Origin of the sequence: Seohaeicola saemankumensis (assembly GCF_021021435.1) — a bacterium.
GTDB lineage: Bacteria > Pseudomonadota > Alphaproteobacteria > Rhodobacterales > Rhodobacteraceae > Seohaeicola.
Genome location: NZ_JAINWI010000012.1, coordinates 176,832 through 189,977 on the forward strand (window position 1 = coordinate 176,832; position 13,146 = coordinate 189,977).

Here is a 13,146-nt window from a genome sequence, read left to right on the forward strand (position 1 = left end):
CGGCCTGATCCACGCCGAACACGCCCGCAAGGGCGGCGCGCGGCGCGGCGAGACAAGATCAGTCCGCCTCAGCGCACTTTCAGCGTGGCCAGTCCGATCATCGCCAGAATAAGAGAGATGATCCAGAAACGGATCACGATGGTGGATTCCGCCCAGCCCTTTTTCTCGTAGTGGTGATGGATCGGGGCCATCAGGAACACCCGTTTGCCGGTGCGCTTGAAATAGAGCACCTGAATGATCACGCTCAGCGCCTCGACCACGAACAGACCGCCGACGATGGCCAGCACGATCTCGTGCTTGGTTGACACCGCAATCGCGCCCAATGCTCCCCCCAAGGCCAGCGACCCTGTATCGCCCATGAAAACCGCCGCTGGCGGCGCGTTATACCATAGGAAACCCAAGCCGCCGCCGATCAGCCCGGCCACGAAAATCAGGATCTCGCCCGTTCCCGGCACATAATGCACATCCAGGTATTCGGTGAAATCGACACGCCCCACCGCATAGGCGATCACGCCCAGCGTGGCGCTGGCAATCATCACCGGCATAATCGCCAGACCGTCCAGACCGTCTGTCAGGTTCACGGCATTGGCCGCACCGACAATCACGATCATCGAAAAAGGCACGAACAGGAAACCGAGGTTCAACAGCGCTTCCTTGAACACCGGAAAGGCCAGCTTGTTGGTCAGCGCCTCGGGGTGGTATTGCGCGGCCCAATAGCCCGCGATGGCGGCCACCAGAAGGCCCAGTGCCATACGCACCTTGCCGGGCACACCCTTGGTATTCTGTTTCGACACTTTCGCGTAGTCATCGGCAAAGCCGATCGCCGCGAAGGACATGGTGACAAACAGCACGATCCAGACAAAGGGATTGTCCAGCCGCGCCCAGAGCAGGGTCGAGGTGAGAAGCGCGCCCACGATCAGAAGCCCGCCCATTGTCGGCGTGCCTGCCTTGACGAAATGCCCCTCGGGTCCATCGTTGCGGATCGGCTGCCCCTTGCCCTGCCGCTTGCGCAATACGTCGATCAGGGGGCGGCCAAAGAGGAAACCGAAGATCAAAGCCGTCAGAAACGCTCCGCCCGCACGGAACGTGATATAGCGAAAAAGGTTGAAGACATCGCCACCGTCGGACAGCGCAGTTAACCAATAAAGCATTACTCTGTCCCTTTGTCAGATTGCGGCGCGGCATGGCCCAGTTTGCGCAGCGCGTCAACCACAAGACTGACCTTGCTGCCCTTGGACCCTTTGACCAGAAGGATATCACCCGCATCCACCAGCCGATGTGCGCGGGCTGCCAGCGCGTCTGCGCTTTCGGCCCATTCACCGCGCTTGGCATGCGGCAGGGCCTCCCACAAATGGCGCATCCGGGGGCCGACGCAATGGACCAGCGACATTCTGGACATATGGGGCAAGGCCGCCAGTTCGGTATGCAGCCGGATTTCATCGGGGCCGAGTTCCAGCATATCACCCAGGACCGCGATACGGCGCCCCTGCTTCACGCGGCCCAGCCCGTCACGGGGCTCGGCCATCGCCAGAACTTCAAGAGAGGCCTCCATCGAGGTGGGGTTGGCGTTGAACGCATCATCAATGAGATCAAAATAGAGATCGTCCGACAGCGGATCGAGCAGAAAGCGTTCCCGCGTTCCGCGCCCTTCAGGCGGTTGCCATGATCCCAGATCATTGGCCGCCAGAACAGGGTTCAGGTGCAACGCATGCGCGACAGCCATCACGCCCATCGCATTGACAGCGAAATGCCGCCCTGGCGCATGGACCTTGAACAGGACCGGACGCCGCCATGCGCGGCCCTGCACCACCGTTGTCTGGTCGCACAGCGTCACCTCGGTGACGCGGTGATGCGCGGCGCTGGTTTCGCCAAATGTGATGACACGCGCCGCATGGGTTGCCGCCCAGTCGAGCAGGATCGGCGTTGTATCAAGATCGGCATTCAGCACTGCCACGCCGCCCTGTTCCAGACCAGACAGGATCGACGCTTTCTCATGCGCGATCCCCGCAAGGTCCTCGAAAGCCTCAAGATGGGCCGCGGCGACGGTTGTGACCATCGCAACATGGGGCCGCGCCATCTGCGCGAGGGGTGCGATCTCGCCGGGATGGTTCATGCCGATCTCGATCACCGCGAATTCGGTATCCGCGGGCATCCGCGCCAAGGTGAGGGGAACGCCCCAATGGTTGTTGTAGCTGGCCTCGGCGGCATGGGTGCGGCCCTGCCCTGAGAGCACGCAGCGCAGCATCTCCTTGGTCGAGGTCTTGCCAACCGATCCGGTCACAGCGATCACGCGCGCCTCTGTGCGGGCGCGGGCGGCGCGCCCCAGATCCTCAAGCGCGCGCAGCACATCCGTCACGATCAGCAGCGGCGCATCCTCGGCCACGCCTTCGGGACGATGCGTGACCAAAGCCGCCGCCGCCCCTTTGGCCAAGGCCTGCGCCACAAATTCATGCCCGTCCCGCGCAGCCTTGAGCGCCACAAACAGATCGCCCTGCCTGATCGTGCGGGTGTCGATGGACACGCCCGATGCGCTCCAGTCGGAGGTTGAGGTGCCCCCCGTTGCAGCTATGGCGTCTTGTGCGATCCAGAGGCTCATGCCAGCCCCCCGTCCAGAGCCGCAACAGCAACGCTGGCCTGTTCGGCATCATCGAAGGGCAGCACCATGTCGCCGACCGTTTGGCCGGTCTCATGCCCTTTACCCGCGATCAGCAACGCATCGCCGGGACCAAGCGCATCGACGCCGCGCAGGATCGCCTCGGCACGGTCGCCCACCTCGCGCACATGCACACGCGCATCCGCCGGAATACCCAATAGCACTGCCGCACGGATCAGCGCCGGATCTTCCGAGCGCGGGTTGTCGTCGGTCACGATCACTTCGTCGGCGTGTTCCGCCGCCGCAGCGCCCATCAGAGGTCGCTTGGTCGTGTCACGGTCGCCGCCTGCACCGACAATTGCCACCAGACGCCCCATCACATGCGGGCGCATCGCTTTCAAGGCGGTCGCCACGGCGTCGGGCGTATGGGCGTAATCCACAAAAACCGCAGCCCCGTTATCGCGGGTCGCGGCAAGCTGCATCCTTCCCCGCACCGTGCTCAGATACGGCAATGTCTCGAACACGCGGTCGGGATCGGCACCGCAGGCGATCACCAATCCGGCGGCCAGAAGCACGTTTTCCGCCTGAAACCCGCCGATCAAAGCCAGATCGGCACTGTAGCTTTTACCGCGAAACCGGAACAGCACGGTTTGCCCCGTCGCGTCAAAGCGTTGCGACAGAAGTTGCAGATCGGCCCCCTCGCGGCGTCCGACGCTGATCACGTCCTGACCGCGGCTGCGCGCGATGCCTGCCATCTCCATACCGCGGCTGTCATCGACATTGATCACCGCTGTGCGATCCATCGGCAGGACACGCGCGAAAAGCCCCGCTTTAGCGTCAAAATATTCTGCAAAATCAGCGTGGTAATCCAGATGGTCCTGCGTGAGGTTGGTAAACCCCGCAGCCATCAGTTGCACCCCGTCAAGGCGGCGCTGCGCCAGACCGTGGCTTGATGCCTCCATTGCGGCATGGGTCACGCCGGCTGCTGCCGCATCGGCCAGCACGCGGTGCAGGGTGACCGGCTCGGGCGTGGTATGATGCAGCGGCACTTCATATGCGCCCTCGACGCCCGTTGTGCCCAGATTGATCGCGGGAAGCTCAAGCTCCTCCCAGATCTGGCGAGTGAAGGTGGCCACCGATGTTTTGCCATTGGTGCCCGTCACCGCCACCATCGTGGCAGGTTGCGCGCCAAACCACAGAGCCGCAGCATAGGACAAAGCCTGACGCGGATCTTCCGCAACAATCAATGCGGCGTCCGAGGCGGCAAGTTCCGCCGCAGCAATGCGCGCGCCGGTCGCATCCGTCAGGATCGCCCCCGCGCCCATACGCAAGGCATATTGGATGAATTCGCCGCCATGCATCTTGGTTCCGGCCAGCGCCGCGAACAGAAAACCGTCCTTGACCTGCCGACTGTCCACGGCCAGCCCCGTGATCTGCGCCTCGCGTCCCGATTTGGCGGTCAGGCCAAGCTGCGCCAAAGTTTTTGCCTGCCCCAAACGATGCCCCTATGCGTCAGTGTCAATTTGATGTGAGCGTTATACCAGTCAGTTCAGCCGGTTCAATCTCGGGTCTGAGGCCCAGAAGCGGGGCAACGCGACGGATCACTTCTGCCGCGACAGGCACTGCTGTCCATCCAGCAGTACGGCGCGGTTCGGAACCTGATGTTTCCACCGCCTCGTCCAGCGTGACGATCAGCACATATTTCGGATCATGCGCGGGAAAGGTGGCGGCAAATGTTGCAAGAACCTTGTCTTTCTCATAGCCGCGACCGTCGATGCGTGGCTTGTCGGCGCTGCCGGTCTTGCCGCCCACAGCATAGCCGGGCACATCGCCAAAGCTGGCCGTGCCCTGACTGACCGTCAGGCGCAGCATCCGGCGCAACTGTTCGGATGTCTTTTCCGAGATCACGCGCGGGCCGTATTGCGGACCTGCCTGCTTGATCAAGGTCGGCTCCACCTTGGTGCCGCCATTGACCATCGTGGCATAGGCCGCAGCCAGATGCAGCGGCGTTGCGGACAAGCCGTGACCATAAGAAATTGTCATCGTGGACAGTTCCGACCAGCGCGGCGGCAGCAATGGTTTGCCGCCACGGGCCTCGACCATTTCGAATTTCGTCGGCTCCAGCAGGCCAAGCTGGTCCAGAAAGTCGCGCTGGCGTTCGCCACCGATATCGATGGCGATCCGCGCCGTTCCGACGTTGGACGATTTCTCGATCACCTTGGACACAGACAGTTCAGGACCATAGTTACGGAAATCCGAGATCCTGTGCCGCCCCCATGTCATCGGGGATTTGGTATTGATGATCGTGTCAGGTGTCACCATGCCCAGTTCAAGCGCCTGTGCGACGGTAAAAATCTTGAAGGTCGATCCCAATTCGTAGACGCCCTGCACCACACGGTTGAATAGCGGGCTGTCATCGGGGCGGCCCTTGGTGGGCAGCGGCGGCCGGTCATTCGGGTCAAAATCCGGCAATGACGCGACCGAGATCACCTCGCCCGTGTGCACATCCATCAGAACGGCTGCGGCACCCTTGGCGTTCAGCAGGCGCATGCCGCCGGACAGCACCTCTTCGGTGGCGGCCTGAATAGTCAGGTCCAGCGACAGTTGCAGCGGCTCTCCTGCGCGGGCGGGGTCGCGCAACTGTTCGTCGAATGTCTGTTCGACGCCTGCGACCCCGATCACCTCGGCGGCATGTACGCCCTCACGACCGAAACCGGCACCACCCAACACATGCGCAGCAAGCGTACCGTTGGGATATAGCCGCATATCGCGCGGGCCAAACAGCAGACCTGGATCACCGATATCATGCACGGCCTGTTTCTGTTCAGGGCTCAGGCGGCGCTTGATCCACAGGAATTTGCGTGACCCAGTGAAGTCACGCACAAGCCTGTCGCGCTTGAGATCAGGAAAAATCCGCGCCAGTTCAGTGGCGGCATGTTCAGGATCAACCATCAGGTGCGGCTGGGCATAAAGCGAGAATGTCTCGAGATTCGTGGCCAGAACGCGGCCCTGCCGGTCGACGATATCGGCGCGCAGTGCCAGAATATCAGCCCCAGCCGCACTTGCGCGCGGTTCGCTTGGCTCGGAGGCGGCCAGAAGGCCCATGCGCGCGCCCACCATCGTGAAGGCACAGACAAACAGCACGCCCAGCACCAGCAAACGCCCCTCAGCGCGCTGGCGGGCGCGGTCACGCATTTCCTCATGGCGCAGACGCAGGTTCTCGCGCTCGATCGCATCGGGGTTGTCCCCTTTGGCACGGGCTTCCAGAACACGGGCCAGAGGGCGTAGCGGCGTGCGGATCATGGCCGTTCCCCCATATTGGACACTTCGATCGGGTCGGTGATCGGCAACAGCCCTTCCTCTTCAAGCGGATAGGCCACCTGATCAATGCGGCCGAACTGTTCCGGCGCCATCGGCATCAGCCCGAGACTGTCGAAATTCAGATCAGCCAGATCGCGCAGACGCGACGGACGGTTGAGATAAGCCCATTCCGCACGCAGCACGGCCAGACGGGCGCGGGAGGCCCCGATATCGCGCTGCAATTGTTCGGTCACGTCCAAAGCCTGCTGTGTGCGATAGTTTTCGCGATAGGCCCAGAAGGCCAGCCCGATCACGGCACAGGCCGTCAGCACGAACAGCACGGAACGCATCTCAGAACTCTCCCTTGATTGTAGGCATGCCCAGACCGGACATATCGGTGGGGCCAGCAGGCGCATCGGTGCGGATCGCCACACGCAACTTGGCGCTGCGGGCACGCGGGTTTTCCTCCAACTCCTGATCGTCGGGGCCGATGGCCTTACGCGTCGTCTGGCGGAATTGGGCGTCGGCCTCTTCTTCCAGCGGCGCATAGCGGTTGGCGCGGCCAGCCGTACCGCTGCGGGTCTGCAAGAAACGTTTGACCATGCGATCCTCGATCGAATGGAAGGTCACAACGGCCAGCTTGCCACCGGGCTTGAGCGCGCGCTCGGCAGCAGCCAGCCCTTCGGCCAGTTCGCGATATTCATCATTCACCGCGATCCGCAGCGCCTGAAAGCTGCGGGTGGCTGGATGCGATTGCCCCGGCTTGCCCCGCGGCAGGCATTTCTCGATCAATCCCGCCAGTTGCAGCGTTGTTTCAATGGGCGCTTCGCTGCGCGCCTTGACGATAGCCCGCGCGATGCGGCGGCTGGCGCGTTCCTCGCCGTAGTGGAACAGGATATCGGCGATCACGCCTTCTTCGGCGGTGTTGACGATATCGGCGGCAGAGGGACCAGACTGGCTCATCCGCATATCCAGCGGCCCGTCGCGCATGAAGGAAAAGCCGCGCTCGGCCAGATCAAGCTGCATGGAGGACACACCCAGATCCAGAACGATCCCGTCCAGATCCTGCGCGTAGTCGTCCATCTTGGAAAACACGCCCTGGACCATCTGGATCCGGTCGCCAAAACTCGCGGCCCAGCCCTGCGCCAGTTCAAACGCCAAAGGATCACGGTCAACTGCGATCACCCGCGCGGCCCCCGCCTCGAGCAGACCGCGCGTATAGCCGCCTGCGCCGAATGTGCCATCCAGCCAGATACCCGCAACTGGTGCCACCGCTTTCAGAAGCGGGCGCAGCAGAACCGGAACATGAGGGGCATCAGAGGGGGTCGGGGCAGCAGCAGCCATGGCTCAGGCCCCTTTCGCATTATCCAGATAGATCAGCGGGTCGAAATCCTCGGGCAGACCGTCCAGCCATGCCTCGGCGCGGGACAGTTCCTCGGTTTCATAGGTCTCGGGCTTCCAGATCTGGAACGTATCACCGGCGGCGATAAAGAACGCCTCGTCGTCGATCTCGATCTTGGCGCGCAGTTTGGCGGGCAGAACGATGCGGCCAGTCTCGTCAACGGAGGTGGGATAGGATTGCCCGTGGAACATCCGCTCCAGCATCTTGCGCTCCATACCGCCACGCGGCAGGGCTGCGATCTTGGCATCGACCTCGTCGATAGCCGCCATCGTGTAGCATTCCAGAAATTTGCGGCGATGGTCGCCATAGACGATGACCAACTCGGGGTTCAGACCATCGGTCCAGTTCGGGTCGCCCGCTTCAAGCACACGACGAAACAGGGCCGGGATAGACACCCGCCCCTTCGCATCGACCTTGTGCTGGCTTTCGCCTCTGAACCTGCGAACCACTGTCCCGTGATCCCTCTGACCTGTCCCCCCCAAAAAATCTGCCTTTTTAACGGAAAACGGCGGATTGAGCTGCTGCCACTGCCCAATCCGCCGCCCTCGTCCCGCTCTTGCGGGGTGTCCGACTGCGCGCGCCACCTGGGGGGATGTCTGCTCGCTCGCGCGCCGGATCTCTTGGTTCGATGATAGCGGGGTGCCTGTATGAAGCCTGACTTGGGATTTTGCGGGGTCTTGGGTGCCCCTTAGTTCCCGTTCTCATCGTGTAACAATGGATAGTATGGGATTTCATGGTACGCAACAAATTTCTGACCACAAAGTCAGAGCCGACCCTGCCTGAATACCCTTTAAACACAGCCATCCAGCGCAGCAACGGCCCACTCAGCACTTGGTTTAGGCTATGGCGAAAAATTTACCACAATATGTAGTAAAAACTGGTCAGCAAAAAACCTGCCCATGATTTCCCAAGTTTTTTACGTCTTCACAGGACATCAGGTGCGATGCACCCCCCTGCCCCCCGCGAAACAGGCCCTGTATCCGCAACGGATTGGCGCAATTCAAGGTAAAATTGGCCGAATCCTGAGAAAGTGATTCGCAGCGATGCCTGCCGACAGATCCGACCGGCTGCCCAGCCAAACAGACTATCCCATCAAATCCCATGCCGCAAAACAGGGACCATGCCCCGCGCAATACCGCATCGCCGCCACCAGTAAACAGACCCGCCTTTATACTGTCGCCTGCGCGATGTTTGCGCTATACATCCGCCAGCGTTGGCAGTAAGGCCCAGCGCTTGACCCATTTCCCTGACTATGACCCGGGCGCCTCCGGTCGCGGGAGCTGTAATTCCCCTATCTGCGCCCAAGGACCGAGTAAACGTATGACCCTGCCCCACCCGACGATGAAACCTCTGGCTGATGCGCTGGAGCGGCGCGGCTATGAGACGCTGACGCCTGTCCAGCACGAGATGATGCGCCCCGACCTGATCGAGGCCGATCTGCTGGTGTCCGCGCAAACCGGATCGGGCAAAACCGTGGGCTTCGGCCTTGCCATCGCCCCCACCTTGCTGGGTGACAGCGAGATGCTGCCCCCCGCCGCCGCCCCGCTGGCGCTGATCATTGCACCGACGCGCGAACTGGCCTTGCAGGTCAAGCGTGAATTCCAGTGGCTCTATCAGGATGCAGGGGTCGTCATGGCCTCTTGCGTGGGCGGCATGGACATGCGCGACGAGCGTCGCGCGCTGGACCGTGGCGCGCATATCGTCGTGGCGACACCCGGCCGCTTGCGCGACCATATCATGCGCGGATCGCTTGACATGGGGCGTATCCGCGCCGTGGTCCTGGACGAGGCGGACGAGATGCTGGATCTCGGCTTCAAGGACGATCTGGAATATATCCTCTCTGAGGCGCCCGAGACACGCCGCACGCTGATGTTCTCGGCCACCGTGCCGCGCGGCATTGCGGAACTGTCCAAGACCTACCTAAAAGACAATGCCGTACGCGTCGCCACTACGACGGGTGCCACCCAGCATGCCGATATCGAATACCGCGCGCTGACCGCCGCCTATGACGGCACCGAAGGCGCCATCATCAACCTGCTGCGCTTTTACGAGGCGCAGAACGCGATCGTCTTCTGCAACACGCGCGCCACAGTTGCGCGTCTGGTCGCGCGTTTCGCCAATCGCGGCTTTTCTGTCGTGGCCCTGTCGGGCGAGTTGTCACAGGCAGAACGCACCCATGCGCTGCAAGCCATGCGCGACGGACGCGCCCGTGTCTGCGTCGCCACCGACGTGGCCGCGCGCGGCATTGACCTGCCCAATCTGGAATTGGTCATCCATGCCGAACTGCCGACCAATTCCGAAACCCTGATGCACCGTTCGGGCCGCACAGGCCGCGCAGGCCGCAAGGGTGTATCCGCGCTGGTCGTGACGCCCAAGACCCGCGCCAAAGCGGAACGTCTTTTGAAATTTGCCAAGATCACTGCCGAATGGGCGCTGCCGCCCTCGGCTGACGAAGTGCGCGCCAAGGACGAGGACCGCCTGATCAATGATCCGGTCTGGACCGAACCATTGAACGAGGGCGAGGAGGATTTCGTCGCCCGTCTGACCGCAACCTATACGGCCGAGCAGATCGCGGGCGCTTACTTGCGCCTCTTCTACAGCAAGCATTCCGCGCCGGAAGAACTGCCCGATCCCGACATCCGCCCCGAGCGCAAGCGCGATACAGCCCCCCGCAAGACTTTTGGCCCGTCAAGCTGGCTGAAACTGTCGGTCGGTGCGAACGAGCGGGCCGAGGCGCGCTGGCTTCTGCCGACGCTGTGCAAAGCGGGCGATATTACCCGCGACGATATAGGTGCGATCCGCGTGCAGGCGGATGAAACCTATGTTGAACTGCTCTCAAGCGCCCTGCCGGGCTTTCTCAAGGCGCTTGGCCCCGATGCCGCCCTTGATGGTGGCGCCAAGGTCGTGGTGATGGATAAAGCGCCGGATCTGGCCGCGATGCCCCGTGTCGCCCCCCCGCCGCGCGAGGATCGTGGCGAGCGCAAGGCCCATCGTGGTGCCGACCGTCCTGAGCGGGCCGAGCGTTCTGCCCCCGCGCGCCGCGCGCCTCCGCCATCAGAAGCGCCGGAATGGGCTGATGTGCCTGACCGCGCGGCACCGGTAGCACAAGCACCTCGTTCGGAAGGGATGAAATCCCACGCGCCCAAAGCCAAACCGCGCGCCAGCGAGGGAGAGCGCCCGCGTGCCGCAAAAGCCGAGGGCTATAAATCAGCCGGTTTCAAATCGCATGGCGGCGCGGGCAAGCCCAAATCGGAAGGGATGAAATCCCATGCAGGTAAAACCCATGCACCGAAATCCCATAGCGCACCTGTGCGCGAAATGGACCCCGAGGTCCATCGCGGTCTGGACACACCCAAGCTCCGCGCAGACAAACCCCGCACCGACAAGCCCTATGCCAAACCCGCAGGCAAACCGGGCGCAAAGCCCTATGGCAAACCTGCCGGAAAACCGGGCGATAAACCCTTTGGCAAACCTGCGGCCAAAGGCGGTGACAAACCCTATGGCAAACCGACCGGCAAGCCCTCAGGCAAACCCGCCGGAAAACCTTGGGCCAAACCCGCAGGCGACGCACCTGCCCCCCGCACCAATGCGGCCGCCAACGCCTCGGCCCGTCTGGGACCGGGCGGCAAGCCTTTGCCCGCCGGCAAGGGCGGCAAGCCCCGCACCGGGGCCGCGCGCGGCCCGAACGCCGTGCCGCGCCGCAAGCCCTGACAAACAACGGGGCGCGCCAGGTTATCCTTGCGTGCCCCGTTTCATCTTGACCTCTATACGTAAAGTATGACTGCTCAGGCCATACCGCCCGCGATCAGGCCGCGCGCCAGCGCAGCATAGGCTTCGGCCGCCGCTGAATCGCCGGCCGCAATCGGCGTGCCCGCATCGCCACCAAGCCGTGTTTCCAGATCAATCGGCAGTTCTGCCAGAAGCGGCACATCCATTTTCTTGGCTTCGGCGCGCACACCGCCATGCCCGAAAATCGGCGTTTCATGCCCGCAATTAGGGCAACAGAAGACCGACATATTTTCGACCAGTCCCAGCACAGGCGTTTTCAGCGTGTTGAACATGTCGATTGCCTTGCGCGCATCCAGCAGCGCCACGTCCTGCGGGGTGGACACAACGATAGCCCCCGTCAGTTGCGTCCGCTGGCAGAGCGTCAGCTGCACATCACCCGTGCCCGGCGGCAGATCGACCAACAGAATATCCAGCTCGCCCCATTCCACTTGCCCCAACATCTGTTGCAAGGCCCCCATCAGCATCGGTCCGCGCCAGACAACGGCCTTGGCAGGGTCCAGCATCAGACCGATGGACATCATCGTCACCCCATGCGCCTGCAACGGGATGATCGTCTTACCGTCAGGGCTGGCCGGCCGCTTGCTGACACCCATCATGCGCGGTTGGCTGGGACCATAGATGTCGGCATCCAGCAGCCCCACACGCCGCCCCTCTCGTGCCAGCGCCACTGCCAGATTGGACGAGACAGTGGATTTCCCCACCCCCCCCTTGCCCGACGCAATCGCCAGAATCCGGTCCACACCGGATGGTTTTGTCGGGCCCGCCTGCGGTGTCGGGTGCCCGCCTATCTTGAGGCTGGGTGCGGACGGTTTTTCCGCCGGACCATGCGCTGTCAGCGCGACACTGACGCCCTCCACCCCCGCGATCCGCGAGACGATCTGTTCAGCAGCCACGCGCAACGGCTCCATCTGGCGGGCGATGGCGGGACTGGGTGCTTCGATCACGAATCGCACCGCCCCGTCGGAAATGGTTAGGGCGCGGACCATGTCGCGGCTGATCAGGTCACCACCATCGGGCAACGCAAGTTGACGCAACGTCTGTTCGATTGTCTCACGCGTCAGGGCCATGCCAATTCCTCCATCATCTGTGCTGTCATAGGTGGCAGTTTTTAAAAAATGCACAAGTAGCAGAAGGCTTGCCGCGTCAAAGCGCCTGTTTTGAAAGCTTTTTGCCTAAAAATTAGGTCAGCTTGTCATATGCATTTGCTGCATAGCAGCATTGCAACGGTAGGGTATTGTGCACACGCAGCATCGGGTTATTTTGAGATCAACAGAGCGGGAACGACGACGACAAACCGCAAAATCGAAAGTGAACGAACATGGCTTATACATCAGATCTCCGCCTTGCACAGCCGCGCGCCGCACAGACAGGCATTGCCAGCAAACTGCAGACGCTTACGGCGGACCTGTCGCAGCGCTACGCCCGCTACCGGGTGTTCCGCGATACCGTCAACGATCTGGCAATCCTGCCCGACATCGTTTTGGCCGATATGGGCCTGAACCGGTCACAGATTCGCTCGGTCGCCTACGAATACGCCTACGGCGTTAAAAAGTAACTACGGGATCAGATGGCCCTCTCCTCCTCCCTGGGTCATCTGTGAACTTGCGGCGGCATCCTCTCCTCCTCCCTGGATGTCGCCGCACCTTATAGGAATACGAAAGACTTCCTCCTCCTCCCTGAGGTCTTTCGTTGACAAGAGCGGCGGCACCTTCTCCTCCTCCCTGGGTGCCGCCGTATCTGCCAAAGAATTGTGAAGGCCTCTCTCCTCCTCCCTGAGGTTATTCACATACAAGAGTGTCGCCCCTCTCCTCCTCCCTGGGTGCGGACATATCTTGGACCATACGCGGGCCCTCCTCCTCCTCCCTGAGGGCCGCGTTGAAAAACGGCGGCACCCTCTCCTCCTCCCTGGGTGCCGTCGTTATTCCCTCCCTTCCCACAATCCTGTGCACTTAAATTTGCCGGCTTCATCGGTCGCGTCGCGGTCCGGTCGGGTTTTTCTGGCGCCGATAGTTAGCTACTTAGCAAAGTATATTGACAGAACTGGCCTGCGGTATTAGCAAGC

Annotated in this window: 10 protein-coding genes; 2 read left to right on the forward strand and 8 right to left on the reverse strand. The window is 62.1% G+C overall.

Annotated elements, in window-relative coordinates; all coding sequences use genetic code 11:
• Nucleotides 1-68 precede the first annotated feature (68 nt).
• The 7 genes from mraY to mraZ are packed head-to-tail and all read right to left on the reverse strand — an operon-like array spanning nt 69 to nt 7,744.
• Nucleotides 69-1,151, reverse strand: a complete 1,083-nt coding sequence (gene mraY / locus K7H22_RS10725; RefSeq protein ID WP_230800810.1) for a phospho-N-acetylmuramoyl-pentapeptide-transferase — start codon at nt 1,149-1,151, stop codon at nt 69-71.
• Nucleotides 1,151-2,596 carry a UDP-N-acetylmuramoyl-tripeptide--D-alanyl-D-alanine ligase gene (locus tag K7H22_RS10730; protein ID WP_230800811.1) on the reverse strand — a complete coding sequence of 482 codons (1,446 nt, stop codon included), beginning with the start codon at nt 2,594-2,596 and terminating at the stop codon, nt 1,151-1,153. Before K7H22_RS10730 ends, mraY begins: the two co-directional genes overlap by 1 nt.
• Nucleotides 2,593-4,089: a UDP-N-acetylmuramoyl-L-alanyl-D-glutamate--2,6-diaminopimelate ligase gene (locus tag K7H22_RS10735; protein ID WP_230800812.1), complete on the reverse strand. Its 1,497-nt coding sequence runs from the start codon at nt 4,087-4,089 to the stop codon at nt 2,593-2,595. The genes K7H22_RS10730 and K7H22_RS10735 overlap by 4 nt, the downstream gene beginning before the upstream one ends.
• Before the next feature lie 22 nt (nt 4,090-4,111).
• Nucleotides 4,112-5,896 (reverse strand): peptidoglycan D,D-transpeptidase FtsI family protein, encoded by a 1,785-nt coding sequence (locus tag K7H22_RS10740; RefSeq protein ID WP_230800813.1) that lies wholly within the window; start codon nt 5,894-5,896, stop codon nt 4,112-4,114.
• Nucleotides 5,893-6,243: a cell division protein FtsL gene (gene ftsL / locus K7H22_RS10745; protein ID WP_230800814.1), complete on the reverse strand. Its 351-nt coding sequence runs from the start codon at nt 6,241-6,243 to the stop codon at nt 5,893-5,895. The genes K7H22_RS10740 and ftsL overlap by 4 nt, the downstream gene beginning before the upstream one ends.
• 1 nt (nt 6,244) lies before the next feature.
• Complete coding sequence (gene rsmH / locus K7H22_RS10750) at nt 6,245-7,237, reverse strand: 16S rRNA (cytosine(1402)-N(4))-methyltransferase RsmH (RefSeq protein ID WP_230800815.1); 993 nt, start codon at nt 7,235-7,237, stop codon at nt 6,245-6,247.
• Between the two features lie 3 nt (nt 7,238-7,240).
• Entirely contained in the window at nt 7,241-7,744 is a 504-nt protein-coding gene (gene mraZ / locus K7H22_RS10755; RefSeq protein ID WP_230800816.1) for a division/cell wall cluster transcriptional repressor MraZ, read from the reverse strand.
• An 871-nt stretch (nt 7,745-8,615) separates the two neighbouring features.
• On the opposite strand from mraZ, the gene K7H22_RS10760 reads away from it, so the two are divergent.
• On the forward strand, nt 8,616-11,006 hold the full coding sequence (locus tag K7H22_RS10760; RefSeq protein ID WP_230800817.1) for a DEAD/DEAH box helicase: 2,391 nt from the start codon (nt 8,616-8,618) through the stop codon (nt 11,004-11,006).
• A 74-nt stretch (nt 11,007-11,080) separates the two neighbouring features.
• Here K7H22_RS10760 and K7H22_RS10765 read toward each other — a convergent pair whose 3' ends face one another.
• Nucleotides 11,081-12,151: an Mrp/NBP35 family ATP-binding protein gene (locus K7H22_RS10765; RefSeq protein ID WP_230800818.1), complete on the reverse strand. Its 1,071-nt coding sequence runs from the start codon at nt 12,149-12,151 to the stop codon at nt 11,081-11,083.
• Between the two features lie 251 nt (nt 12,152-12,402).
• On the opposite strand from K7H22_RS10765, the gene K7H22_RS10770 reads away from it, so the two are divergent.
• Nucleotides 12,403-12,639 carry a DUF1127 domain-containing protein gene (locus K7H22_RS10770; RefSeq protein WP_230800819.1) on the forward strand — a complete coding sequence of 79 codons (237 nt, stop codon included), beginning with the start codon at nt 12,403-12,405 and terminating at the stop codon, nt 12,637-12,639.
• Nucleotides 12,640-13,146: the final 507 nt, after the last annotated feature.

Excerpts from the sequence above, each read along its gene's own strand:
- mraY (WP_230800810.1), bottom strand. The coding sequence starts at position 1,151 with ATGCTTTATTGGTTAACTGCGCTGTCCGACGGTGGCGATGTCTTCAAC.
- K7H22_RS10730 (WP_230800811.1), bottom strand. The coding sequence starts at position 2,596 with ATGAGCCTCTGGATCGCACAAGACGCCATAGCTGCAACGGGGGGCACC.
- K7H22_RS10740 (WP_230800813.1), bottom strand. The coding sequence starts at position 5,896 with ATGATCCGCACGCCGCTACGCCCTCTGGCCCGTGTTCTGGAAGCCCGT.
- ftsL (WP_230800814.1), bottom strand. The coding sequence starts at position 6,243 with ATGCGTTCCGTGCTGTTCGTGCTGACGGCCTGTGCCGTGATCGGGCTG.
- rsmH (WP_230800815.1), bottom strand. The coding sequence starts at position 7,237 with ATGGCTGCTGCTGCCCCGACCCCCTCTGATGCCCCTCATGTTCCGGTT.
- K7H22_RS10760 (WP_230800817.1), top strand. The coding sequence starts at position 8,616 with ATGACCCTGCCCCACCCGACGATGAAACCTCTGGCTGATGCGCTGGAG.
- K7H22_RS10765 (WP_230800818.1), bottom strand. The coding sequence starts at position 12,151 with ATGGCCCTGACGCGTGAGACAATCGAACAGACGTTGCGTCAACTTGCG.
- K7H22_RS10770 (WP_230800819.1), top strand. The coding sequence starts at position 12,403 with ATGGCTTATACATCAGATCTCCGCCTTGCACAGCCGCGCGCCGCACAG.